General features: G+C 60.1%; 14 protein-coding genes and 2 tRNA genes. 12 read left to right on the top strand and 4 right to left on the bottom strand.

Annotated features, from left to right (window positions below; all coding sequences use genetic code 11):
- Window positions 1-118: 118 nt before the first annotated feature.
- Complete coding sequence (locus B2828_RS11320; protein WP_479633852.1) at window positions 119-3,361, bottom strand: hypothetical protein; 3,243 nt, start codon at window positions 3,359-3,361, stop codon at window positions 119-121.
- A 701-nt stretch (window positions 3,362-4,062) separates the two neighbouring features.
- On the opposite strand from B2828_RS11320, the gene B2828_RS11315 reads away from it, so the two are divergent.
- The 3 genes from B2828_RS11315 to B2828_RS11305 all read left to right on the top strand — a co-directional run bounded on the left by B2828_RS11315 (window position 4,063) and on the right by B2828_RS11305 (window position 9,276).
- Complete coding sequence (locus B2828_RS11315; protein WP_479633892.1) at window positions 4,063-6,849, top strand: glycoside hydrolase family 38 N-terminal domain-containing protein; 2,787 nt, start codon at window positions 4,063-4,065, stop codon at window positions 6,847-6,849.
- The gene (locus B2828_RS11310; RefSeq protein ID WP_479633851.1) at window positions 6,849-7,841 is read left to right on the top strand and encodes an HAD family hydrolase; all 993 of its coding nucleotides are present in this window, start codon (window positions 6,849-6,851) and stop codon (window positions 7,839-7,841) included. Before B2828_RS11315 ends, B2828_RS11310 begins: the two co-directional genes overlap by 1 nt.
- A gap of 88 nt (window positions 7,842-7,929) precedes the next feature.
- Complete coding sequence (locus tag B2828_RS11305; protein WP_479633850.1) at window positions 7,930-9,276, top strand: Gfo/Idh/MocA family protein; 1,347 nt, start codon at window positions 7,930-7,932, stop codon at window positions 9,274-9,276.
- 766 nt (window positions 9,277-10,042) lie between these two features.
- Here the strand turns inward: B2828_RS11305 and B2828_RS11300 are convergent.
- Together B2828_RS11300 and recQ are read right to left on the bottom strand one after the other, a co-directional pair.
- A tRNA-Phe gene (locus B2828_RS11300) sits at window positions 10,043-10,118 on the bottom strand.
- A 120-nt stretch (window positions 10,119-10,238) separates the two neighbouring features.
- Window positions 10,239-12,095 (bottom strand): DNA helicase RecQ, encoded by a 1,857-nt coding sequence (gene recQ / locus B2828_RS11295; protein ID WP_479633849.1) that lies wholly within the window; start codon window positions 12,093-12,095, stop codon window positions 10,239-10,241.
- A 207-nt stretch (window positions 12,096-12,302) separates the two neighbouring features.
- Between recQ and B2828_RS11290 the strand changes: the two genes are divergently transcribed.
- The 3 genes from B2828_RS11290 to B2828_RS11280 all read left to right on the top strand — a co-directional run bounded on the left by B2828_RS11290 (window position 12,303) and on the right by B2828_RS11280 (window position 17,055).
- Window positions 12,303-14,555 (top strand): SLBB domain-containing protein, encoded by a 2,253-nt coding sequence (locus B2828_RS11290; RefSeq protein ID WP_479633848.1) that lies wholly within the window; start codon window positions 12,303-12,305, stop codon window positions 14,553-14,555.
- 13 nt (window positions 14,556-14,568) lie between these two features.
- Window positions 14,569-16,623: a polysaccharide biosynthesis tyrosine autokinase gene (locus B2828_RS11285; RefSeq protein WP_479633847.1), complete on the top strand. Its 2,055-nt coding sequence runs from the start codon at window positions 14,569-14,571 to the stop codon at window positions 16,621-16,623.
- Between the two features lie 159 nt (window positions 16,624-16,782).
- On the top strand, window positions 16,783-17,055 hold the full coding sequence (locus B2828_RS11280) for a hypothetical protein (RefSeq protein WP_479633846.1): 273 nt from the start codon (window positions 16,783-16,785) through the stop codon (window positions 17,053-17,055).
- An 18-nt stretch (window positions 17,056-17,073) separates the two neighbouring features.
- Here B2828_RS11280 and B2828_RS11275 read toward each other — a convergent pair whose 3' ends face one another.
- Window positions 17,074-18,297, bottom strand: a complete 1,224-nt coding sequence (locus tag B2828_RS11275; protein ID WP_479633845.1) for a DUF1015 domain-containing protein — start codon at window positions 18,295-18,297, stop codon at window positions 17,074-17,076.
- 77 nt (window positions 18,298-18,374) lie between these two features.
- Between B2828_RS11275 and B2828_RS11270 the strand changes: the two genes are divergently transcribed.
- The 6 genes from B2828_RS11270 (at window position 18,375) to B2828_RS11245 (ending at window position 25,866) form a co-directional block, all read left to right on the top strand.
- Window positions 18,375-19,604 (top strand): competence/damage-inducible protein A, encoded by a 1,230-nt coding sequence (locus B2828_RS11270; RefSeq protein WP_479633844.1) that lies wholly within the window; start codon window positions 18,375-18,377, stop codon window positions 19,602-19,604.
- 59 nt (window positions 19,605-19,663) lie between these two features.
- Complete coding sequence (locus tag B2828_RS11265) at window positions 19,664-20,461, top strand: hypothetical protein (RefSeq protein WP_479633843.1); 798 nt, start codon at window positions 19,664-19,666, stop codon at window positions 20,459-20,461.
- Between the two features lie 7 nt (window positions 20,462-20,468).
- A complete protein-coding gene (locus tag B2828_RS11260) occupies window positions 20,469-21,269 on the top strand; it encodes an adenylyltransferase/cytidyltransferase family protein (protein ID WP_479633842.1) in 801 nt (266 codons plus the stop codon).
- A gap of 50 nt (window positions 21,270-21,319) precedes the next feature.
- Window positions 21,320-22,408 (top strand): mannose-1-phosphate guanylyltransferase, encoded by a 1,089-nt coding sequence (locus B2828_RS11255; RefSeq protein ID WP_479633841.1) that lies wholly within the window; start codon window positions 21,320-21,322, stop codon window positions 22,406-22,408.
- 149 nt (window positions 22,409-22,557) lie between these two features.
- Window positions 22,558-22,634 (top strand) — tRNA-Pro (locus B2828_RS11250).
- A 733-nt stretch (window positions 22,635-23,367) separates the two neighbouring features.
- Window positions 23,368-25,866, top strand: a complete 2,499-nt coding sequence (locus B2828_RS11245; protein ID WP_479633840.1) for a TonB-dependent receptor — start codon at window positions 23,368-23,370, stop codon at window positions 25,864-25,866.
- Window positions 25,867-25,880: the final 14 nt, after the last annotated feature.

The raw sequence follows: 25,880 nt of genomic DNA, 5'->3' as shown, positions 1-25,880 counted from the left end.
AGAGCTACTTTTTGCCAATCCAGACCGGAATAGGCTTATATAATACTTAAGAAATCCTCAGCGAATCGCCATAGCTAATCCGCTCACAAAATTTCCATTTTCGCCCATTAGGGCGGTTTTATTGGATAAGGTAGGCGTTTAACTCCATCGGCCCCGATGGAATTTCAAACTCCAGGGTGTTCCCGGAGGCTTTCGCCGATACCGGTTGTCCGGTCACTAGATCGGTGATTTTGGCTCCGGCCGTCGAGGGAATTTTAAAGCTAAGCTTCTTCGAGGCATACCCCTTGTAGGCGACGCCGACATAGGTACCGCCCGGCGAGGCATAGGTGCGCACCTTCAAGTCCTTGTCGGCCTGATCCACCACCGTCCCCGGAATCGCAGGGAGCGCCAGGAAGGCCTGGGCAAAGCGGCGATGCGCATCAGCAAAACCACGCCCATAGGTATAGACCGTATAGTTAAGCGTCCGGGCGTCACTATGGAAATAGGGCAGAAGCTCCAGCGCCATGCTGAAAGCGGGCCCGGCAGGAGTGATCATGTTGCCTTCGTATTTTGAATTGATCGAACGGGACCCGATCTCATCGTATGCCACGACATTGCTTACAGCCAGGCCGTCATCGGTTTTGAAGTAATTCAAATAGTCCGGCAGGTTCGCATAGCACAGGAAGTTAGCTGGGGCAAAGATCTGGATACCCTTGACCCCCTTGTAAAGTTCGGGCCGGATGCCATAGTCGGCGCGGTCGAAGTGCCCACTCCCGCTCACAGGGCCGAAGTTGCCGGTCCGCATGACTTCGATATAATCCGCTGCCGTGTATTTGGCCCGGGACGCTTCTTCATTCATGTAGCGGGCTTTGCCACCTTGGGGCGGAGGTTTGACCACCGTGGCAATGAAGGCCCAGGCCGTCGTGCAGGGCTGGATCAAGGCAAACTTGTCTTCATCCCAGTTATAGTAATAGAGCTCCAAGTCCGGCCGGTAGCTTTGAAGTAATTTGACTAGCTTGATGTGGAATTCTGCCCGTTTCTGATGCCACCATGCGTCATATTTCATGCGCATCTCCCCGGCGGCCCAGGCCCGGGCCATGGCATCGCCTCCCGGGGGCAACGTCGTATTCGTTTCCTTTGCAAACAGCTCAATATTCGCCTTCGCGTAGCTAATCGGCACGCGGTTGCAGCGGATCCGCCACAGCGCGCCCATCAGCTGAGGGTTGTCCTTGGCATAGGGGATAAAGAGGTTGTCCATCAGCTTCTTCAAGTCATCCCAGGCGAGAGGGTTGAGGATATCGGTGCACCACTGAGCAAACCGGTTGGGCTTGGCGGGTTCGCCCGAAACGTCGATGGCCCTCGCCTCGACGGGCAGATCCATGGAGCCACCCCATTCAAAGCGGGGAATATAGTCGAGGCCCCATTTTTTGGTCGCTTCAAGGTAGCGTTCGTGCTGTGTCTTTTTGCCCGGAATCGGCGATGCGGCCTTTTCCCCCGTGGCAGGGTCGTAAACTTTCTTTGCCCAATAAAATTTGTCATCCACGATAATGGACGTGTATCCGTTCAAAGGGGCGGCGTAATTGTCGAAATGCCACTTGAGCATGATGGGGGAGATCGAGCTATAGCCCATCAGCTTGGCATATTGAACAAAGTCGGCGGGATCGTGATCAGGCTGGCGTTCCCAATCGAGCCCAAGCGTGCGGGTGGGCAATCCCTGGGGCCGCCGAATAACGGGAGCGTTCTTTTCCGCGTCGATCTCGTAGAGCTTCATCCGGGCTACCGCCGGACCTCCGGACCACATAGTGTAGTACCCCTTAGTGGTCTCGATTTTGTTCATGAAATAGACCCAGAAACCGTTCTCCGCCGGAGCGGTTCCCGTACCACCGGTGCCAACGGTTCTGTCGCCCACGGGGACAATGACGTCATACCACTGCCAGGTTTTGCTGAGCGGCCAGTTATCGTAGACTCCATCCGGGCCGGTGCCGTTTTTCCACCCAACGTCCATGAAATTCTGGCCCGTCTGGATCTCGATGGGGGCAAAGCGTGGCTTGTCCTCCGGGTATTCCATCCGAAGTAGATAGGTTTTATGCGGCGTGAGCTTGCCGCTGCCCACGCGGTAGGCAAACCAGCCGTTGCCGCTTTCGCGCGCTTTTTTCCCGAGGATGTCGGAGACTTTAACATCCACCGGATCGCCGGGAGGCTGACGGCTGGACGAATGACTAAAGCCGCCCTGAACATAGGGATGCGTCTCAGTCGAGAGCGGCGTGGAGCAGTCGATCTCGTCCACCAGCTTGAGCTTTCCGTAGGGAGTGTCCTCAAATTTCTCCGGCAGCGCAGGCAGCGCCGTCTCATCCCGCTTTTCAAACTTCAGGTGATCGAGCGCCTTGTTGCCCGAGAAAATCGGGTTCCCCGCGTCGTCTTCCACGATCAGAGTGGCCCGCATACGTCCGCGCAGATAGACCGTCTGCGACAGCGCGCGGTCGATGGAAATCACGGCTTCCGCATTACCGTTGGCTGTAGCGGCGAGCGGAATTTTCCCGGCTTTGATTTGCCTCCCGCCGTAATCGGTCAACCGGTAGTTCAGCTGAGTCCCCTTTTCCTTCATGACCGCGCCAGGGAACGGAATAATGATATCAAACGGCTTGCCTCTTTGGGCGTCGGAAAGATCAAACAACTCAGCGGGAACGGCCTCCTTCCCCGGCTCCCGGAAGCTGACATGATAGGGATCAAAGGTCGCCACAAGAGGCCCGGCGATGAGGCCGCTCTTATTGCCAATGAACGTCAAATGCCCACCCCACAGCCGCAGTGCAATGGTGTTCTCCGCTCCATAGCGGATGAGCGAGGGCGGAACCACGTAACTCCGAGTCAGCCAGACATTGTATTTATACTCCCCCTTAAACCCGCCGATACGTGTTCCGTTGAACCAGACATCATCATCCGAAGGCATCTTCGTAAGGTCCAGTACCAACGGCAGCCCCTGAGCCTCCTTGGGAACGGAGATTTTTTGCCGGTACCATCCATATCCGTACAGGCTCACCCCTTGCTCCTGCCAGCTCAAGCCCGACTTGAGGACACTCCAGCCCGAATCATCCATCGCATCCGCATACCACTGCGCCTTCAACCCCCGATCCTCAGCGTCAGGAGAAAACCGCCAGTCGCCCAGCAAGCTGATGGCAACACTCTGCTTTTTAAACATGTCTTCGGTAAAAGGCATGACCCCTAGCGAAACCGCACTAATCTCCACCTCCGCATTGGCAGACTTCTCCGCTTTCGTCTCCACATCCGCATCCCCCTCCTGCGCCGAGCCGTTCACCCGGAACCCGAGCCCATCAATGCCACCCGTGCTCCCCTTGAGGCCGAATTGCTGAATCGGAATAATCACCTTCTGCCAATCCCCAGTGGACACAGCGAATCCCACCTTCGTAAAAGGTTTCCCTTTCTTAAATAGATAAAGATACATCTCCGCAGGGTGGCTGCCTTTACAAAGAAAGGAGATATAAGTCACCCGGCTCTTGGCCCATAGATCGCCGTTTGCCGAGGCTCCTCCAGGCAGGAGAATCCGCACCATCGTCTTATCCGGTTCAAAACTCCCCACCGAAAGTTTTAACGCCTGCTTCCCGTCAAAGTCGCCCAACGAAAACACCTTTGACGCATCTCCCGCGGGAGCGGGATCAACAGCCCAGAGTTGGGATTTATCGCCAGAAAAACAGTCAACATTCACCGCGCTGACCTTTGTGCTCTTCACCTCGCTGGTTGAGGCTGGCACCAAGGGGACAAAAGGCGGCAAGGATTGCGCAGAAAGCTTCGTGAGGGCGCAACAAACCAGAATCGCTTGAATTAGCTTCATTGTGGGGAAATTGCTCGGGAGGGAATTTACGGTTTGAACAACGCCAGCACTATAAATACGCGCCTCGGATTTACCATGGGAGAAACGCCCTTCCTCTTGATATTTTCGCCCAGATTGCGGGCCTGGGAGACTTCACAATGGGCGGAAAGGTCAAATTTCTGAGCGTTTCACCTATGGAGCCTTAATCCTCACTAACGCTAGCCTGACTCCGCTGCTAGCCCCATAACCCCCAACCCATTTCTTGTCCTATCAAACCGAACGCCTCCCACATCAAGCAAATCAAGGTCGTATCCAACACCCACTGGGACCGGGAATTCCGCCGCACGTTTGAAAAAACGCGCCGCCGCCTCCTGACCATGCTGGATACCACGCTCGATATCCTGGAAAAAGACCCCGGCTACGCCTCCTTCACGATGGACGGCCATTCCATCATGATCGACGACTACCTGGAAATGCGCCCGGAGCGCCGCGCATTGGTCGCCGAGCTCGTCAAATCGCACCGATTGATCCTCGGGCCCTACTATACCCTGCCGGAGGAGTTCAGCATCGGACAGGAAAGCCTGGTTCGCAATTTCCTCTGGGGCCGCAAAACCGTGGAAAGCTATGGCGGCCAAGTCGGCACCGTCGCCTACACCCCCTCCTCGTGGGGGCAGACGGGCCAACTCCCGCAAATCCTCGCCGACTTTGGGCAAAAATACATGATGTTTTACCGCGGCATCTCGCACCACGAAGCCCCCGCCGAGTGGATCTGGGAAGCGCCGGACGGCACGCAAATCACCGCCAGCCGGTTCGCCATCTACTGCCGCTACAACTGGTATTACCAAGTACACCGCGTCGTCACCGCCAACGCCCTCTTTAGCAAAGACTACGACTGGGACCAGCACGACGAAGCACCCGTGCGCATCGCCGATGGCCTCGCGGGCGAGGATCTCTCCTTCGACCTCCAAGCCCCGGAAGCAGCCTACGATAAATCCAAGCTCAAGCAGGCCATAGAAGAAATGGTCCAGCGCGAGGGGCGGCACTTTACAACGCCCGTATTCCTGGCCATGAACGGGCACGATATCTCCGTCGCCTACCCCCTCGAATCCCAAATCATCAAAGACGCGCAGGAACTCCTCGCGGGCCAATACGAGATCGAACACACCGACCTCGAAGGGTTCTGGAAGGAAGCAGAAAAACACCTCGACCGCAGCCAGATGACCGTCCTCAAAGGCGAGCGCCGCTCCTACCTAAAGGAAGGCATGTGGACCTTCCTCTTCCCCGGCACCGTCAGCGCCCGTACCTACCTAAAGCAAAAAGACTTCGCCGCTACCGGCGCCCTGGTATACCTCGCCGAGCCCCTGGCCGCCATGGCCGCGTCCTACGGAATGCCCTACCCGAAGCGCTACCTCGACCGGGGCTGGGGGGTACTCCTTTCCAATCACACCCACGACGCCAACGGCGGCTGCGCACCCGATGCCGTTTGCGAAGAAATGGCCGGGCGCTACGCCAAAGCCATCGACATCGCCGACATCGTCACCGAAGACGCCCTGTGTCACATCGCCAGGAACCTCTCGCCCGAGGGCCAGGAAAAAGGGGCCATGCAGCTCATCGTCTTCAACAGCCTGCCCGTGGAGCGGGACGCCATCGCAATGGTCGATCTCGAAATCCCCGCCCGCTACAAAGCCAAGGCCGCCCGGCTCGAAGCCCCGTCCGACGCCAGCGTAGAGCGCCAGGCCATCAGCTCGGAAAAATCGAGCTCATTTGTGGACAGCATTTGGGAAGTGCCGCGCATCGTCGCTTCCAACCGGATCAAATTTTACGCCAAATTCAACAACCTGCCCGGCCTCGGCTACCGCGCCTACACGATCCTGCCCGAACCGGCGGAACTCCGCTCACGCGCATCCATCGCGGCCAACGACACAACGCTGGAAAACGAATTCCTGCGCGCCACCGTCAACGCAAACGGCACCGTCGATCTTTCCTGCAAAAAAACCGGCCGGACCTACCGACAGCTCAACTACCTGACCAGCCAGGGCGAGTGCGGCAACGCATGGAAACACGTCGCGCCCGCGTTCGACCGCAAATACAACAGCCTCGGAGCCCGCGCCGTACTTTCGATCAAGGAAAACGGCCCCCTGGTCGGCTGCATCGAGGCGGTGTACGGATTCGAGGTGCCCGTCGATTACGGCGACGGCAAGGGCCGCAGCAGCCAGTTGACCCGCATCCCGGTGCGCGTGGAGTACCGCCTCAAAAAAAGCTCACAGCGCCTCGAAGTCACACTCATCCTCGATAACACCGCCAAGGACCACCTCCTGCGCGCCAATCTCCCCTCCGGCATCCAGACCAACCAGAGCGTTTCCGACACCCACTTCGACGTTGTCGAGCGGCCCATCGCCCTTCCCGACTCCACCGGCTGGGTCGAGGAAGCCTTCGGCGCGCAACCGCTGCAAACCTTTGCCAGCCTGGACGACGGCCGCGACTGCCTGGCCATCCTTCCCAAAGGCCTCTTCGAATACGAGGTACTTGAGGACGACGCGCGCACCCTTTCGCTAACCCTCCTGCGCGCCTGCCGCATCAAGCTGGCCGTCAGCGAAGAGAAAGTCACCGAGCTTCCCGATGAAGGCATCCAGTGCCTCGGCAAGCAGACCTTCGCCTACTCGATCTTCGCCGGAGCGGGCGACTGGCAGCAGAACGCGCTCCTCACCGAAGCCACGCAAGCCAACGAACCGCTGCGCCTCATCATGACCGGGCGCGGCCACGGCACGCTACCGCATGAGGGCGGCCTATTCACATTGGATAACACCCTCCTGCACGTCAGCGCGGTCAAACAAGCCGAGGACGGCGATGGGCTCATCGTGCGCCTCTTCAACCCGGCAACAACCACCCAACCCACCACGCTCGCCTTCAACCGCTGCATTGCCAAAGCGACCCGCAGCCGAATGGACGAAAGCCCCATCGCCGACCTGCAACCTGCGGGCAACCAACTGGCGCTCTCCGTCGAAGCCAAAAAAATCGTCACCCTCCGCCTGCACCTCGCCTAATGAACCTCCCCGGAATCACCTCGGACCCCGAAACGCTGGCCCGCGACTTCATCCCTCTCGAAACCGCCGGGAACGGCCTTTTCCGCATCGGAGAGGAAGGCGTACAAGCCATCTACACCCCGCAAGATCGCGTGGCAGAGCTGATCGTTTTCGAGCAGAAAACCCTCGTCTACATCAACTCCAAAATGGGCTACCCGGCCCTCTACCCGCTGGAACCCGCCACCTTCGAAGGTCCGGCGGAAGCCGTCTTGATGGACCTGGACGGCACCAGCGTCCATAGCGAACATTTCTGGATCTGGGTCATCGAACAAACCACAGCCCGGCTGCTGGGCAACGCAAAATTTCAGCTCGAAGCAGCAGACGAACCGCACGTCTCCGGCCACTCAGTCAGCGAGCATTTGAGCTACTGCGTCCGGAAGTATTGCCCGAATAAAACCGTCGAAGAAGCCCGCTGCCACTACTTCGACATCGTCCACCACGAAATGGCCGAGATTATAGCCGGGCGCGGACGGCCCAACGCCTTCGAACCCGCTCCTGGCCTCGACGAATTCCTCTACAAGCTCAAAGAAAACGGGATCAAAATAGGCCTCGTCACCTCCGGATTGTACGAAAAAGCCTGGCCGGAAATCCTCTCCGCCTTCCGCACACTGAAAATGGGCGATCCGCTCGAATTTTACGACGCCATCATCAGCGCCGGGCACGCCATCCGCAAGGGCCAGGCCGGGACACTCGGCGAACTGGAGCCCAAGCCCCACCCATGGCTCTACGCCGAAACCGCCCGCGTCGGCCTCGGCATCAACCCCTCGCGACGCCACCGCGTCATCGGCATGGAGGACTCCGGCGCAGGCGTCGTCTCCATTCGGCTTGCCGGGTTCGCCGCCTTAGGCCTCACCGGCGGCAACATCGACCGCAGCGGCTCCAATCCATTCCTCTCCGGAAAAGTCGGCACCCTCATGGAAGCGCTGCCGCTAATCCTCGGAAAATCAGCCTGAGCGGAAAAGTCAAATATCCGGGCGTTCTGTCTATATCCGCACCGGAAACAGAAGACTACTTTTCAACCAAATCAAACCTCCCTTCCCTATGAACCAATCAAGTTCTCCCCAACCTGAAAGCCGCACCCAATCCAGCAAACGCCGCTATGCCATTGTAGGAACCGGCGGGCGCTCCTGGATGTTCATCAACGCGCTAACCACCGTCTATCGCGAGACAAGCGAAATCGCCGCATTCTGCGACGTCAATTCGTTGCGCATGGATTACTACAACTGCGAAATCGCCAAAGCGGGAGCCGCCCCGGTGCCGAAATATCTCGCCGCCGATTTCGACCGAATGATCGCCGAAACCAAGCCGGACTGCGTCATCGTCACCACCGTTGATCGCACCCATCATCGCTACATCATCCGCGCCATGGAACTCGGCTGCGATGTCATCACCGAAAAACCGCTCACCGTCGATGCCGAAAAGTGCAGGCAAATCCTGGACACCGTAAAACATACCGGGCGCCGCCTGCGAGTCACCTTCAACTACCGCTACGCGCCCATACGGAGCAAAGTAAAAGAATTGATTCAGTCCGGAACCATCGGCGAAGTAAAATCCGTTCACTTCGAATGGCTCCTGGATACCAACCACGGCGCGGACTACTTTCGGCGCTGGCATCGAGACAAGCGGAATTCCGGCGGCTTGATGGTTCACAAAGCAACCCACCATTTCGACCTCATCAACTGGTGGCTTGGGAGTTCCCCCGAAACCGTATTTGCCTTTGGGAACCTCGCCTTCTACGGAAAAGAAAATGCGGAAAACCGCGGCGTCACCACCTTCTACGACCGAGGCACCACCGACCGCCCCGACGTCAAGAGCGACCCCTTCGCCCTGGACCTCCGCTCCTCAGAAAACCTAAAAGGACTCTACCTCGATACGGAATCCGCAGACGGCTACCACCGCGATAAAAGTGTCTTTGACGACGGCATCAGCATCGAAGACACAATGAACGTACTAGTGCGGTATAAGTCAGGCGCTCAAATGAGCTATAGCCTGCATGCCTACGCCGCTTGGGAAGGTTATCGCGTCGCATTCAGTGGCACCAAAGGCCGCATCGAGATTAACCATCAAGAATCCTCCTACATCAACGCCCAGGACGGGAACCTTGGAGAAGGCACTTCCAGTTCAGAACAAATCCTTCTTCTCCCGCTATTTGCAAAACCGCAAATTGTGCCCATTCCCGAAAGCAACGGAGGCCACGGCGGCGGAGACCCGATAATGCTGGAAGCAATTTTTGGCGAGCGAGCTCCGGAAGACCCGCTCAACCGGGCCGCGAATCACATCGACGGCGCACGCTCAATCCTAACAGGCATCGCAGCCAACCGAGCCATTGCCACAGGCTTGCCGGTAAAAGTCGACGAAATGCTCAACCTGGACGAATGGGCCGGTTAGGCATTACCCGACCACACATTGCAGAAAATATCAAAGTGCCTTGTGGTCCCCCAGCGCGCGAATGTCGCCCAGGTTGGTATCTGCGTGCCAGCGCCCCGATTGGAGCTTGAAATCGCCGCTTTACAGCAGAGTACCCAGCTCCATCTTCAGGTGGAGCTGGGCTGAACCAAAAGACATGTCCCGCCGGGAGGAGGCGCAAGACGATGCCGGGAAGGCATGGCAACTCGAACGGGGTGCTAAAAGGCACAATGTGTTCCAAGCTTTCCCCTGGGAGCCGTTCCCGCATCAAGCGGGCTGTTCCAGCCGAGAGGATGATCTCCTTGTGCCGTCCTATGTGGTCGCTGTGCGCGTGCGATACAAATGCGAGGGAGCGGGGCTCCCGAGGGTCCAGCCACAGTCCATGGTCGGGTAGCTCTACGCCGCGACGGTAACGGACCTTGACCTGCGTCTTGTTCACGACCGGAATATCTCCGCGCCAGCGGACGTTGTCACGCGAGTTGTGCGGGCCCCTTTACACCCCATGGCTGACCTGGTTCGAAAAAACATCCCTGTTGGCGTTGGCACCTGCCGCGCAGTCCTCAAAGGGGAGTTCCTCAAAAAGGGGTATACGGGGCATTCGCAGGGAGTAAATTATCGAAGGCGGGTAGACGGACGAATCGGCGCGAGCCACATCGTTTCTGATCCCTCCTGAAAAATTTTCTTGGTGCAGTTTATGGTGCAGCTGAAAATCGACTACTGCAAGTGCCTTGGACTCAAGGACTTAAAATGGTGGCTGGGCCCGGAATCGAACCGGGGACACGAGGATTTTCAGTCCTCTGCTCTACCAACTGAGCTACCCAGCCCCGAAAAAACGAGGGACGCCTAAAGTGCCAAAAAATCCGTCAAACGCAAGCCGTTTTCGCATTTTCTTCCGCTTTTTGCCGCTTCTTCTCTGGCGAGCGCCCGTTTTTTCTCTCCACCCCCTACCCAATCGCGCTCAGGGAGTCTTCAAAAACCTGCTTGGGGTAGGTTCGTAGGTAGGCGGCGATTTCGTCCAGGAAGGCTTCGCTGTATTGCTCCAGTTTCTGACTGCCTACGCCCGAGATGGTCGCGAATTCTTCCGGGGTGGCCGGGTACCGGTTGGCCATTTCCCTCAGGGCGACGTCGGAGAAGATGATGTACGCCGGGACGTCTTTTTCGTCGGCCAAGCGGCGACGTAGGCCCCGCAGGCGATCGAAAAGCCCTTCGTCGCACGGGATTTCGCCGGTGCGCCTACGCTTCTCGGCTTTGACCTCGGCCGGTTTGGTGAGCATGATCTGCTGGCGCGCTTTGAGGGCGCTGAGGCCTTCGGCGGTGATTTCGATGACGGCGTATTTGCCGCCGGTCTGCTGGAGGAAGCCCAGGCGGATCAATTCGCGCCCGATGGCCTGCCACTGGGGGCGCTTCATTTCGGTGCCGATGCCGTAGGTGGTGACGCTCTGGTGGCCCCATTTGCGAATGAGGTCGGTATCGGCACCGCACAGGACGTCAACGATCTGGTTGAGGCCAAAGCTAAAGCCAGATTTCTGCCGCAGCCGGATGACGCAGGAGAGAAGTTTCTGGGCGGCGAGGGTGCCGTCGAAGGTTTCGCGGGGCTCCAGGCAGTTGTCGCAACCGCCGCAAGGCTGGGTGGCCGGGTGGGTGGGCCAATCCTCGCCGAAGTAGCGCAGCAGAGCGGTGCGGCGACATTCGGAGGTCTCGGCGTAGTGGACCATCTGGCGAAGCTGCTCGCGGGCGATCTCCTGTTCCTGCTCGGTCGGTTTTTCGTCGATGAAGCTCGTCTGTTTGACAACATCGGCGGCGCTAAAGAGCAGGAGACATTCGCTGGGCAAGCCGTCGCGCCCGGCGCGACCGGTTTCCTGGTAGTACCCCTCGATGTTCTTGGGCAGATCGTAGTGGATGACGTAGCGGACGTTGGGTTTGTTGATCCCCATGCCAAAGGCAACGGTGGCGGCGATGACGCGCACTTCGTCGCGAAGGAAGAGGGTTTGATTGCGATCCCGCTCCTCGGCGCTGAGGCCGGCGTGGTAGGGAAGGGCGCGGATGCCATCTTTGGTGAGGTGTTCGGCAACGCTTTCGGCGGCTTTCCGGCTGAAGCAGTAGACGATGCCGCTCTCGCCGCGCCGCTGGCGAACGAAGTCACGCACTTGGCGCTGAGGCTGACTGCGGGGAATGACGCGGTAGGTGAGGTTGGGGCGGTTGAAGCTGGCGACGTAGGTGTGGGCGTCCTCGAAGCAGAGCTGGCGGAGGATGTCATCGCGAACGCGCTCGGTAGCCGTGGCGGTCAAGGCCAGGATGGGGACGCCGGGGAAAAGCTCCCGCAGCCCGGAGAGCTGCCGGTACTCAGGCCGGAAATCGTGCCCCCATTCACTAATACAGTGGGCTTCGTCGATGGCAATCAGGCTCACATTCCATTTCTGGAGGTCCTCCAGCATGCCGGAAAGCATCAGGCGCTCGGGTGCGCAGTAGAGCAGGCGGTATTCGCCCTGGTGCAGGCCCCGCAGCCGTTTACGGGCCTCGCCCGGGGCGAGCGCGGAATTCAGGAAGGTCGCCGCGATGCCCGCGTCTTGCAGAGCATCGACCTGGTCTTTCATCAGCGAAATGAGGGGTGAGACGACCACGGTGAGGCCCGGCAGCATCAGCGCGGGGAGCTGGAAGCAGAGCGACTTGCCGCCGCCGGTAGGCAACAGGGCGAAAACATCCCGGCCCGCCAGCACGTCCCGGATGATTTCCTCCTGCAAAGGACGAAATGCGGCGAAGCCAAACGATTGCTTCAGGACGGACAGTAGCGGTGCGGACATCGGTGGGCCCCATCGTTACATAAAGCCCGGAAGGCCGAAAGATCGAAAGATATGCGTATTTTTACGCATCTTTGTAGTTCTTATCCAGCTTTGCCAATTGACGATTTCCCCTAATCGTGGTTTTTTCTAGCTTCTGTAAAGCCCCTGATGAAAAGCCTGATCTCTGCCTTATTTCTATTCTTGTGGGTTCATGTATGCGTAGCTCCCTTGTTTGGGCAAGGTGATGATTCTGCGCTGCTTCCGCCTACTGAACTCCCTAAACAGGGGGTAGAAATCCAGAGTGGCCTGACCATCGACGGCCTCAATGACCGGGTCCGTCTGGACCGGGGCGACCGCCTCAGCTACCGCATCGTCGAGGAGAAGCTCCCAGCGGTACAAATTACGGTAAATGACGCAGGTGAGATCGACGTCCCTTTAATCGGGCACATCCGGGCCATCGGAAAGACCTGCAAACAGCTGGCCCAGGAGATCAAGCCGCTCTTGGAAAAGGAATTTTACTACAAGGCGACCGTGATCATCGGCCTGGAGACCCATAGCGAACGCTCCGTGGGCAAGGTTTACGTGATGGGAAAGGTGAACCTCCCAGGCGGTATCGAAATCCCCTCCGGTGAAGCGCTTACCTTGAGCAAGGCCATCACCCGTGCCCAGGGCTTCGCGGATTTTGCCGACCGCACGAACGTCCGCCTCACCCGGCGCAATGACACGGGCAAAGCCGAGACCAATACGTACAACGTAGAGGACATCGTGGAGAAGGGGCTGCTCGACAAGGACCCCCTCGTGCTCCCCAACGACAATATTTACGTTCCCGAGATCAAGCGCTTCCATACGAAAATTTACGTCCTGGGCAAGGTGAACCAGCCTTGCAGCATTGATCTCCAGGAAAACGAGGAGATGAACGTCAGCAAGGCGATCGCCCGGGCCCAGGGCTTCGCGGAGTTCGCTGACAAGGAACGCGTTCGCCTGCTACGCAAAAACGCGATCGTCCCATGGTTCGTGGGCGAGGACTTCGCCAATCCGCTCACAATGGCCTCGCGCATCCTTTCCTCGCCCGACCCGATGTTCAAGCACATCAAGGCGCTTTTCGAGCCGGAGGCCCTGGACATCCTGGCGAGCCCGAAGTGCACGGACCGCCAGCGCGGCATCACGCTCGTGGGGCAGTTCAACCGGGTCCTCGATACGGATACTTTCTTTAACGAAACGCTCTTTGCCGAAGTAAAGCTGACCGCCGATACCCGCCGCCTGGTGGCGCAGAACCCGAAGGGGACCGACATGATCCGGATGAACCGGTATCTGTTGGAGGACTTCTTCCGGGGCCAAATCCGCCGCAACCGCCCGCCGGAATATGTGACAATCGTCGTCAACGTGGAGGAGGTCATCAGCAAGGGCGCCCTGGAGAAAGACCCCGTCGTACTGCCCAACGACACCATCGTCGTGCCTGACAGCAAGCGCACCCACAGCAAGGTCTCCGTGATGGGGCAGATCCGCTACCCACAGAGCATCGACATGCCCCCGGGAGGCAATTTCACCGTCAGCCAGGCCATCGCCAAGGCGGGCGGGTTTGTCGAGTTTGCCAACAAACGCAAGGTCAAGCTGCTCCGGCGCACGCCCGCGGAGGCCTATCTTTTTGTCCGGGACGATTTCTCCGACGCCCGCCGCCTGGCCAAGCGTCTGCGCTTTGACAAGGAGCCCATCTGCGCCTTCCTGTGGAACAACCTCACCGTCGTAACCCGCCGCGCCGTCGTCAATACCAGCACGCCAGAGATCGAGCTACAGGGCTACCTGGCCAAGGACTTTAACCGCCTCTTGCAGAACGGCTTGATCTACACCGATGAACGCTTTTCCGGAGTCAGGCTGCCACTGGAAGTCCAGGGGGCCGTCTCCGCCCAGACGGGAGCCTGCCTCTTTACCGTGGGCGATTTCCTGGACGTCAATACGTTCATCGACAAGCTCAGCCGCCACAACGATCCCTTCTACACCTACCTCTGGCTCCAGTTCACGCCCGAGGAGCGCCAGATCATCGCTAACGCCGTCATGAGCACCCGCTCCAACGACGCCTTCCTGATGGATACCCTGCTCTCCCGCATGAACGCCATTTTGCGCTGCGGCCCGCTCTATTCGCCCGAGCCCTTCCGGAAAGTCGATATTTCCCCCGAAGTCCTCTACATGCTTTCGCAGAACCCGCAGGGGGAGGACCTCGTGCTGCTCAACCGCGAACTGCTGGAGGACGCCTGCCCGCTCGACCTCAAGCGGGTCAACCACAACTCGCGCGACAAATCGATCATCCAGACCAACCGCCGCCTGTTGGAGACCGCCTTCCCGCGCGAGATCAAGCGCCACCGGGAATACCAGAGCATCATCGTCGACATGCAGCGGATCATTGATAAAGCCGAACTCGATAAGGACCCGCTCATCGAACCCGACGATTTGATCATGGTCCCCGAAAGCTGGATCAACTTCTAGGACCCTACCAAAGATGCAAGGAGCCGCCACTACCAAGCCGTCCATCGGGGACCTTCTGGCCAAAGCCAAGGTCATGGGGCAGCGTTATCTCAAGATCCTGAAGCGCTTCTGGTGGATCCCCGCCCTCACCGCCGGGCTGGGCCTGCTGGTGGGCGCCTGGAAGGGGGCGCACCTGACACCGAGCTACGTTTCCGAGGCCCAGATGGTCTTAAGCGGGCAGTTCAACATCGAAGGCACCGCGCGCGTCACCGAGGCGGGGGGCGATTTCCTCCCCTCCCAGTTCGCGCTCATTACCAGCAAACAGGTGGCCGACCGCGCCCGCGCCCGGGTACTCGGGCAGCATCCCGACTGGATCGCCGTACCCGTCTCCGTCAACGTCAGCCAGATCCCCCGCACCTCATTCCTGAGCCTCTCGGCCAGCGGCCTGGAACCGCTCTACACCCAGGCGTTTCTGGACGGCGTCATGCAGGAGTACATGACGGTGCGCAAGGAAATGCGCAAGGAGAAGTCCGACAACATGACCAGCGCGATCAGCAGCCAGCTCCTGGTGCTCGAAAAGAAGACCAACGACGACGAGCAGGACGTGGTCAACTACCAGGAGTCCAACAAGATCAGCTTCGTCCAGAGCTCGCACAACTCCGCCGCCGAATACCTGGGTATCCTGGAACGCGAGCTGGCCAGCCTGAAAACCGAGCTCAACATTCTCAACACCCTCAACGACGAGCAGAAGATCGACCTGAGCAGCCAACCGCTCCAGGCCCAGAAGCCGCAGCCCGTCCAGAGCGGCACCTCCGCCAACGCCAAGCGCGATGAAAGCAACATGAGCTCGTTTGACAGCTCCTTTGTCAACGCAGGCAACGCGATCATGCAGTACCAGGCGGCCAAGCAGACCGTCCACATGCTCAAGGTCCAGCGCGAGGAAATGCTCAAAATCGCCCGGCTCGAAAATCCGCGCATCAAGCTCATCGACGACAAAATCCTGGAAGCCCAGCAGCTCATGGACAGCTACAAAATCCAGAGCATGGACGTCATCAACATGCGCCGCGACGCCCTGGAGATCCGGATAAAGAGCAAGCAAGCCGACATCCGCGAATGGAGCACCCGGGCAATGGACTTGAGCCAGAAGCTGGCCGAGTACGAGCGCCTGCGCCTCAAAGTGGACCACGACCACAAACAATTCGACCAGCTCATGGCCACGCTCCAGAGCATCGACATTTACAAAAACGTCGAGCAGGAGACCCTCTCCATCCTGGCCTTCGCCTCGCCCGCCTCGCCGATGAAGACGAGCCTCGGGAAAATCGTCTTCAACGGCCTGCTGGCCGGGCTCTTCCTGGGCCTGACAGCCCTCTTCCTCATCGACAAGACCGACGACCGCATCGTCTCATTCGTCGAAGCCAAGGGGAACTTTAAGGAATACCCGATCCTGGGGCAGATCCCGCACGACACCAGCGAAGGCACGCTTTCCCTACTGGTCCCCTACGACCCGCGCCGCAATCTGCTGGACGCCTTCCGCTCCCTGCGCTCCTCCATGCTTTTTGCCCCCGTGGAGGGGACCCGCCCCAAGGCGCTCATGATCGCCAGCGCGATGGAAGGGGAAGGGAAAACCACCATCGCCTCGAACCTCGCGGCCACGCTGGCGTTCTCCGGAGCCAAGACGCTCCTCATCGACTGCAACCTCGTCGATGGCAAGCTCCACGAACTATTCAACACCACGCCGGACCGGGGCCTCATGAACGTCCTCCAGCAGCAGATCGCCTGGAACGAAGCCGTCATCCAGACCGACATCGACAACCTTTTCCTGCTCCCGCGCGGCGAGGCCCTGGCCTACCCGGCGGAACATTTCTTCGGCGCGTTCCTCAAGGACATCTATCAGGAATTCGACTACATCATTTTCGACAGCGCCGCCGTTCTGGACAACGGGGACGTCTTGAGCTTCGCCCCGATGGTCGACGGCGTGCTCTTCGTGGTCCGCTTCGGCAAGACCTCAGCCGCCAAGGCCACAGAGGCCATGAAGCACTTCACCGCGCGCCAAGTCAACGTGCTCGGGCTGATCTGCAACGACGTTTGATAAGGGAAGAATTCATTAGGAACGACGAACTTAAGGAAAAAAGGCAGAAGCTCGTTTTCTAGATTCCTGAGCTCCCGAGTTCCTGATTATATTATTTCCTCTTGGTATCCAGAGGGTTGCAGCGTTTGCGTTTCCTCCCGGTAGGCAGGATATTGGCCTATGAAGACACCAAGGAGATTGATTATTTCCGCGCTGGTTTTGGTGGCCGTTCTGGGCGGCGGGTTGGCAACCGCGTCCGCTCGCGATGGATATTACCGGCATTACCGGCATTATCCAGCGCGCGTCGTCGTCAGACCGCTCCCTCCCGTCTACGGTTACGGCTATTACCATCACCCGCGCTACTACCACCGGGCCTATGCGTATCCGGTGGCTCGGCCGTTCTATTATGGCCACCGCTACCACCATTACTACCATCATGGATGGAGGAGGTAGCGGTCCAGGGGACGTTGCTTAGAACGTATGGATGAAGAGCCCTGAACGGAGCTTCGGCTCGAACCAGGTGCTCTTCGGCGGCATGATCTGGCTGGCATCCGCGATATCGATCAACTGATCCACCGTCGTGGGATACATCGAGAAGGCGACCGCCCCCCGACCGTCGTTGACCCGGGCTTCCAGCTCAGAGGTCCCCCGAATGCCGCCGATGAAGTCGATGCGCTTGCTGGTGCGCGGATCGTCAACGCCCAAGATCGGCGAAAGGAGCCGGTCCTGGAGCACAGAGACGTCCAGGCGCTCCACGGGGTTGGCGTCGGCCTGAGGGGTCCAGCCGAGACCGTACCACTTGCCGCCCAGGTACATGCGCACCTGGCCAGGCTGCTCGGGCGTATCGCCCGCGTTTTCCGTAAGGGTAAACCCGGCGGCCTTGACGGCTTCGAGAAACGCCTCGGGCGTCTGGCCGTTCAAGTCATGCACGCAGCGGTTGTAGGGCAGGATGCGGAGCTGGCTCGCGGGGAAGAGCACGCAGAGGAACCAGTTATAAGGCTCCTCGCCGGTGTGGGCGGGGTTCGCCTCGCGGCGTTCGCGGCCCACGCGCACGGCGCTGGCGGTGCGGTGGTGACCGTCGGCCACATAGGAGAAGGGAACCTGCCCGAAGGCCTTCACAAACGCCTTACCGCCGGGGATGCGCCACACGGTGTGGCCAATGCCGTCGGGAGCGGTGAAATCGAAGAGGGGCTTGCCCTTGAGGGCCTCGGCCACGAGCGCGTCGAGCTCGGCCGTGTCGCGGTAGGTCAGAAAGACGGGGCCGGTGTTGGCGCTGATCGTGCCGATGAGGCGCGTCCGGTCGTCCTCCTTGTCACGGCGGGTTTTCTCGTGCTTCTTGATGATGTCGCGCTCGTAGTCCTCGATATGGCAGGTCAGCGCGATGCCGGTCTGCACATGCGCGCCCATGCGCTGCTGGTAGAGGTAGATGCACGGCTCGGGCTCTCGTACGAGCGTGCCGGTTTGCTGAAGCGCCAGGAAGTTTTCGCGCGCCTTTTGGTAAACCGCGTCGGAGTAGGGATCGGTGCCCGCGGGGAGGTCGATTTCCGCACGGTCCACATGCATGAGGCTTTTTGAGTTGCCCTCGGTGAGCGCGGCGGCTTCCTTGGCGTCCACGACATCGTAGGGGACGCAGGCGACCAGAGGAGCGAGATCATCGGCGGGCCGGAGCCCTTGGAAAGGTTTAACGCGAAGCATAGAAGAGCGCAAAGGAGAACCCGATTCCGGGGAAAATTCGAGACTTTATTTAGCCCGGGGTGATATTCTCGGACGTTATGAAGCTCGAAGTCATCAACACCGGCTCGGAGATCCTACTGGGCAATGTCCTCAACACCCACGTGGCCACGCTGGCCCAGGGGCTTTTCCCGCTCGGGCTGCGCATCGACCGCCAGATCACCGTACCCGACGGCGACGCCATCGGCGAGGCGCTCTCCGTCGCACTCGGGCGCGCCGATATCGTGCTGGTCACCGGCGGCCTCGGGCCAACCACCGACGACATCACCCGCGAGCTCACCGCCGAGCTGCTGGGCCGCCCGCTTCATCCCGACGCCGAAGTCATGGCGACCATCGCCGCCCGCTTTGCCAAGCGCAACCTCACCCTGACTGACCGCATCGGCCGCCAGGCCCAGGTACCCGAGGGGGCACTCGTCCTGCCCAACGACAACGGCACCGCGCCCGGCCTCTACCTTAAAGACGAGCGCGCCGGGAAGACGGTTCACGTATTTCTGCTGCCCGGGCCGCCCCGGGAATTGAAGCCGATGTTCCACAACTCGGTGCTGCCAATTTTAAAGCAGCTCCTCCCCGAGGGCGCGGTCAACGAATGCCGCACCTACCATGTGCTCGGGATCGGCGAATCGACCGTCGAGGCGCTCGTGGGCGAGCGGCTGCTGGCCATCCCCGGCCTGGAGCTGGGCTATTGCGCCCGGCCCGGCGAAGTCGACGTGCGCTGCATCGGCGCGCGGGAGGTCGTGGAAGCGGCGGAAAAGATCATCCTTGAAGCCCTGGGCGAATCCATCGCCACCCGGGACGGCGTCAACGTCGAGCAAGCCGTCGTCGCCGCCCTCACGCGCCGGGGCGAAACCCTAGCAACCGCAGAGTCGTGCACCGGCGGCGGGATCGCCAACCGCGTCACCAACGTCTCCGGAGCCTCGGCCGTCTTCCTTGCAGGGTACGTCACCTACGCCAACGAAGCCAAATCGCGCGACCTAGGCGTCCCCGCCGAGCTGATCGCCGCCCATGGAGCCGTCAGCGAACCCGTGGCCCGCGCCATGGCCGAAGGAGCGCTCCAACGGGCGGGCACCGACTGGGCCCTCTCCACCACCGGCGTGGCAGGCCCCACCGGCGGCACCCCGGCCAAGCCCGTCGGCACCGTCTTCGTGGCGCTGGCCCGCAAGAACGGCCCCACGGAAGTCCAGGAGCACCACCTCGTGCGCGAACGCGACGTCTTCAAAGACATCACCGCCCGCACCGCGCTCGCCCTGCTGCTCAAGCAGATTGAAGCCTGAGCAGATTTTAGCTTTTCAACTCAAGGTGCTCGCAGTTAGCTTCTTGCAAACCCTTGACCATGGCTAGCGATCGCTCTCCCAAAATAACGGACGTCATTGGCGATTTCCCCTACCGAATCACCCTAGCTGGCGGCTGGATGGACCAGCCCTTCTGCTCCCGACGCAACCCCGAGCCGCCCGGCTCCGTCTGCGTGGTCGGCATCCAGCCCAACTTTTTCTGGATGGAACGCTCAGGCGTGGCCACTGGCACCCGCAACGTCGCCCTCAAGCTCTGGGGGCGGCTCCCCGACGGCGATCCACTCCAACGGGTAGAGGAACTTTACTGGACCGAAAACGCAGGCCACAAATACCCCTCCGGCAGCCAGGACATGATCGGCCTACTGGTGCCCGGGATCAGCCGCCTGGACTACGACTACGCCCACCGGGAGGGGGTTTTCCCGCGCGAGATCGAGACCACGACCGATGCGGAAACCGTCACCTGGCTGGAAAGCATACTCAATATTCTGCCCATCGCCTCCCGCCCCGTCGGGTATTCGCCCCTTGATGAGGAGCACCTCGACCGGGTGGACTGGATCGCCCGCCTGGCCCGGACCGGTCGCCACGCCTTCGATGCCATCTGCCACCACGACGAGGAGGCCCTCGGCGAAGCCATGACGGAGACCATGCGCTGCTGGGAAGTGCTGCTGCCCGGGAACTTCACCCACCCCACCATCACGCTCGACCTCCTCGGGATTCTCAAATATTACCAAGCCCGCTATCCCGGCGCGTGCTACTCCAGTTGCGGCGGGGGCTACATCTACATTCCCTCCCGCGAGCCGGTCCCGGGAGCGTTCCGCATCCAGGTGCGCACCGCCTGATTTTGCCGTGAATCCCGTCGCCCTCCTTTCCAGCATTGATGGCCTCCGGGCTGCGGAAGTCCGCCTCCTCGAAGAAGCCGCCAAGCTCGGGCCCGTACACCTATTGCTCCCGTCCGACGCCGCCGTGTGCGCCCTCAGCGGCCAAGCGCCCCGGTTCCCTTTCGCCGAACGCCTTTACCTGGCCCGGGCGCTGCGTTACGTAGAGCGAGTCTGCCCCTTCGAGAACGCGACCGACCTGGCCCGCCTTTCCACGCTCCTGGGGACCCATCCCGCCTTTTGCCTCGCAGGAACCGGGCTGGAAAGCGTCGCGCTCGATCCCTCCGTGGAGCGCCGAGCCCTTCCCCAAGCGCACCTCGCCGGGTTCCCCGGGCCCGGGCCATTCGCCCCCAGCGGCCGCCCCAGAGTGGTCGTCACCGGCTGCTACGACTGGCTCCATAGCGGCCACCTGGCGTTTTTCGAGGAAGCCGCCTCCCTCGGCGACCTCTACGTCTGCCTCGGCAACGACATCAACATCGCCTCACTCAAAGGCCCCGGGCACCCGCTCTTCCCGGCCTCCGAGCGGCGGTACCTAGTCGGCTCCATCCGGTTCGTCACCCAGGCCCTCGTCTCCACAGGTATGGGGCAGCTCGACGCCGAAGAAGAAATCCTCAACGTCATTCGCCCCGCCCTCTACGCCGTCAACGAAGACGGCCACAAGCCGGAGAAAGCCGTCTTCTGCGAGCGCCACGGCATCCGCTACGTAGTCTTGAAGCGTATCCCCAAGGAGGGCCTGGCCGCCCGCTCCAGCACCAGCCTGCGAGGCTTCTAGAAAAGGTTTCGCTTCATTTCCAACCCCGTTCCGCTATTGCTATAGTCCCTATGAGATATGCGCTGATAATGGCGGGAGGATCGGGAACCCGGTTGTGGCCCATGAGCCGGGCCAGCCTGCCCAAGCAACTGATTCCCTTCATCCACGGAAAAAGCCTCCTTCAACTCGCCTTCGAGCGCCTGGAAGGCCTCGTCCCGGCTGAAAACCGCTACATCTGCGCAGGCCAGGCCCATGCCGACCTCATCTGCAACGCCCTGCGCCTGCCGCCCGGGCAGCTCCTGGCCGAGCCCGTAGGCCGCGACACCCTCAACGCCGTCGGCTACAGCGCCGCCGTCATCGCCCGGCGCGACCCCGAGGCCGTCATCGCCGTCTTCACCGCCGACCACATCATCGAGCCGGTCAGCGACTTCCTAAAAATCGTCGAACAAGGCTACCGCCTGGCCGAAGAACACCCCGAAACCCTCGTCACCTTCGGCATATCGCCCACCGCCGCCGCCACCGGCTACGGCTACCTCCAGCTCGGCGCACCGCTCGGCGCCGCCGCCCACGTAGTCGAGCAGTTCAAAGAAAAACCGGCCCTCCCTCTCGCCCAAGAGTACTTCGCCGCCGGGCCAGAGCACTACCTCTGGAACAGCGGCATGTTCGTCTGGCGCGCTTCAACGCTGCTCGACTGCATCGAGCGATACACACCGGAAAACGCCACGGGCATCGCCAAAATCGCCGCCGCATGGGACGGCCCCCAGCAAACCGCCGTACTCAACACAACCTTCCCCACGCTCAAGAAAATCAGCGTCGATTTCGCCGTCATGGAGCCCGCCTCGCGCGATCCCAAAGTCCAGGTCGCCGCCGTGCCCATGCCCCTCACCTGGCTGGACGTCGGCTCCTGGCCCAGCTTCGCCGAAACCTGTCCCCAGGACGAGAACGGCAACGCCACCGCCGCCAAAACCCTCCACCTCGGCAGCAAACGGACCGTCGCCGCCTCCAGCGACCCGGATCACCTCATCGCCACCATCGGCTGCGAAGACCTCATCATCATCCACACCCCGGACGCCACGCTCGTCTGCCGCAAAGACCACGCCGAAGAGATCAAAGAGATGCACCGGCAGGTGGGCGAGAAATTTGGCCAAGGGCTCATCTAAATGCCCGGAGAAAAACGAAAAACGGGTTTTCAGAGTAAACCCATGGCGTTGAGGAACGATCGGCGAAGTTTTTTCGTAATCTTCTTGCCCCCGGCGGCAAAGTAGGCGATACATCCACCCCCTGCTCAATTAGAGCATTGGAAAAAAGTCGGGCTGTGGCTCAGCTTGGTAGAGCGCTTCGTTCGGGACGAAGAGGCCGCGGGTTCGAATCCCGCCAGCCCGACCATTCCATCAACTTCCTCCCCGAAAGGGGACACGGAGGCAATCGGCGACCGGCACACTCGGCTGGTCCCCTTTTTTTCAGAAAGCCTCCAGCGAAAGCCCAAAAACCACCCCTCGGCGCTTTCTGCCCCCGTTTTACCCAAAACGGCTCCCCCACCCTTTCACCAGGATCGTTTCAGGCTCAGCATGCCCGGCAGAACGGCGTTTTTACGGGGTTTCTTTAGTAACGTCGCGATATGTCGTGAAACTTCGATCATTTTCAAAAAAAGGTTTGACGAAATAGGGGAAATCCCCCAATTTGACACCGCTACATAACTCCTAGCAAGTTACTAGGTAGACGCGCTCACTCTACCAGAAATAGGGGGTATGTTGGCAAGAGGGAATCGGTTCGGCCGCGATGGGAATCATCAACCGCCGGGCAGTGATTCGGGGCCTACGCTACGCAAGCGCGGTTCTTATCGGGGCAGCATCCATATCCATCGAAGTCACACTCAAAAGGTGTGCCGAGGGTACGACATGCGCCCGCTATGTAAGTCAACCTTAGCTAGTCAAAGTTCCAATCATGCAAAAACTGTGTATCAAGTCCTAGTCCAAGTCTGAAAACACCCTTCGCCCGGGGGTTCTCATTTGCCTTATCCAGGCTTCCTTACGCCTATCGCGTACGACTGAAGCAGACATAACCGCTGTGTCTGCACCAACGAATTGTCTCCGTTAACTCCTTCTTCAACAACCGCTTCATGAAATTTTATCCAACCGCCTCCATCATTTTTGCGCACCTGCTCTTATCGGCAGGAGGACTTTATGCGCAGCAGGCCGCCGCGACCGGGACGACCTCCCAGGCAGGCGAATCTTCGAACCCAGCAGGAAGCTCTAAAAAATCCAACTCCAAAGCCGCCGACGCACAGGCCACCACGGAAACGACCACAACGACCCAAAAGCTTGAGGACGTTACCGTCACCGCTTCCACCGCCTCGGGCGTACTGGAAAACGTGGCCACCATTCCCCAGGCCATCAACCTGGTGGACTCCACCCAAATCGCCGAGGACAAAGGCCGCAACCTCGCCGACGTCTTGAACAAAAACTCCCTGAGCTACACCGGCTACACCGGCGGCGTCGATCACGCCCCCGTCCAGCTCCGGGGCGCTTCGACCGGCGGAGCCATTCAGAACTGGGACAACTTGAGCGAAGTCGGCATCCTGGTCAACGGCCGCCCCGCCGGCACCGGCAACGTAGCCAAGCTGCTCAACTACGACCTCGAGCGCCTGGAAATCCTCCGCGGCCCCGCCTCCGTCATCTACGGCAGCCAGGCCATGGGCGGCGTCGTCAACCTCATCACCAAAGACGGCCTCACCTTCCAAGGCACACGCATCACCTCCTCGGTGGGCACCTGGGATGAATACACCGTAAGCCTCGAACACGGCGGCAAGGACGGCAAACTCGACTGGTATATCAACGCCGCTGGCCAGACCCGCTCCGACTATCACTCCGGCGAAGGCAGCCGCGGACGCATGTTCAACACCGGCTACAAAAACGGCCTGCTCGACCTCAACCTCGGCTACGACATCAACGACCTTAACCGGGTCAACGTCATCGCCCGCACCGGCGGCTTCTTCCACGCCGACCACAACGGCGTCACCTTCAGCCTCACCGACTACGACAACCGTTACGGCACCTCCATTGATATCATTTACAATGGACGCACCGCCGACGACACCCTGAGCTGGACAAACCACCCCTACTTCGTAGAGGACGTGGACGAACTGGTTTGGAGCCAGGACCCGCTCATCGGCTCCCAGCTCGCCGTGGTCAACAAATACCTCCCAAAGACCGGCGCCACCGCCAGCTATTGGAAGGACTACAAGCTCAACAACAACTACTGGGCTGGAAGCCTCAAATCGGTCCCCGGCATCACCAAGGACGACAACATCCGCACCGAAGACAAATTCGGCGATATCTTTGAGCTGACCTGGAAGCCCATCGACTCCAACAAGCTCCTCGTGGGCGCGAGCATCGACTACACCCAAGTGCGCAGCACCCGCGACCGCGATGCGGCCAATCCCGATCAATACAACGCGATCTGGAACTACATCTACAAGAATCCGTCCAACCCGCTGCTCAAATACAACGGCCTCGCCGCGAATTGGAAAAAGGTCAACATCCTGCCAATCGACCTCGCCCCGCAGGAGTACAACTACGACTCCTACACCGGCGCCATCTTCGCGGAGGATTCCCAGAAGCTCCTCGACGACAAACTCGACGTGCGCCTCGGCGGCCGCGTTGACTACATCGCCCAGCAGATCGTGGATACCCCCAACGAAGACGAGGGCACCAAAAAGGATCTCAAGACCGACTTCTCCTCGACCTGGCGCACCGGCGCGACCTACGCCGCCACCAATTGGCTGACCCTGCGCGCCAGCACCGGCACGGGCTTCCTCGCGGCGCCCGTCACCGCCCTCTACTCCACCACCGCGCAGGCCAACGGCTCGATCAAAATCGGCAATCCCGATCTGAAAAACGAAACGAACATCGGCGGCGAAGTCGGAGCCAACGCCGCCTTCGGAGCCCTGAACATCGACCTGGATTACTTCTACAACCAGATCTACAACCGCATCAGCTCACAGTCGATCGACCCCACGGTGGCCAACGCGCCCACCCGTTGGACCAACCTCAACGAAGTCGACGTGCAAGGCATCGAGTTCAAAGTCTCCTACGACATCGCCCAGGCGGCGAAGTGGAACGGCTACAAACTGGAGCCCTACGCCTCGGGCCTCTACAATACCGCGCTGGACGTTCGCGACACCTTCGCCAACTACCAGTATAACAACCACCAACTCACCGGCGTGCCCATCTACCAGGCGACCGTCGGTCTGCGGGGCGGCAAGCTCGGGAAGTGGTCCCTGGATGCCTACGGCATCGCCACCGGCAACCAATGGGGCACCACGCCCAACGCCTACTACAGCACCAGCAACCTTAACCTGAACTATCCCTCGGGATATTCCAAAAAAGGCCCCGCCTACTGGACCTTCAACGTCCGTGGCAACTACGAGCTAACCAAGAACCTGAGCCTCTTCGCGGGCATCAACAACATCCTTAACCTCAACTACGACGGAGGCATGAGCTACACCCTCAACGACTTCGTATCCACCTACAAGCCGAACATCGCCGGCCCCAACGGTGGAACGGGCATGAGTCTGCCAGGGCGGCAATTCTTCGCAGGCGCATCCTACACGTTCTAAAAAAAAGAAAACTG

The sequence above is a fragment of the Spartobacteria bacterium UBA695 genome, from assembly GCA_002298145.1.
Classification (GTDB): domain Bacteria; phylum Verrucomicrobiota; class Verrucomicrobiia; order Chthoniobacterales; family Chthoniobacteraceae; genus UBA695.
The sequence above is the reverse complement of the archived record's forward strand: the minus strand, read 5'-3'. Positions and strand labels throughout refer to the sequence as shown.

Bases quoted from the DNA above. Each gene is read 5' to 3' on its own strand.
- B2828_RS11310 (WP_479633851.1), top strand. From the start codon at position 6,849: ATGAACCTCCCCGGAATCACCTCGGACCCCGAAACGCTGGCCCGCGAC.
- B2828_RS11305 (WP_479633850.1), top strand. From the start codon at position 7,930: ATGAACCAATCAAGTTCTCCCCAACCTGAAAGCCGCACCCAATCCAGC.
- recQ (WP_479633849.1), bottom strand. From the start codon at position 12,095: ATGTCCGCACCGCTACTGTCCGTCCTGAAGCAATCGTTTGGCTTCGCC.
- B2828_RS11285 (WP_479633847.1), top strand. From the start codon at position 14,569: ATGCAAGGAGCCGCCACTACCAAGCCGTCCATCGGGGACCTTCTGGCC.
- B2828_RS11280 (WP_479633846.1), top strand. From the start codon at position 16,783: ATGAAGACACCAAGGAGATTGATTATTTCCGCGCTGGTTTTGGTGGCC.
- B2828_RS11275 (WP_479633845.1), bottom strand. From the start codon at position 18,297: ATGCTTCGCGTTAAACCTTTCCAAGGGCTCCGGCCCGCCGATGATCTC.
- B2828_RS11270 (WP_479633844.1), top strand. From the start codon at position 18,375: ATGAAGCTCGAAGTCATCAACACCGGCTCGGAGATCCTACTGGGCAAT.
- B2828_RS11265 (WP_479633843.1), top strand. From the start codon at position 19,664: ATGGCTAGCGATCGCTCTCCCAAAATAACGGACGTCATTGGCGATTTC.
- B2828_RS11255 (WP_479633841.1), top strand. From the start codon at position 21,320: ATGAGATATGCGCTGATAATGGCGGGAGGATCGGGAACCCGGTTGTGG.
- B2828_RS11245 (WP_479633840.1), top strand. From the start codon at position 23,368: ATGAAATTTTATCCAACCGCCTCCATCATTTTTGCGCACCTGCTCTTA.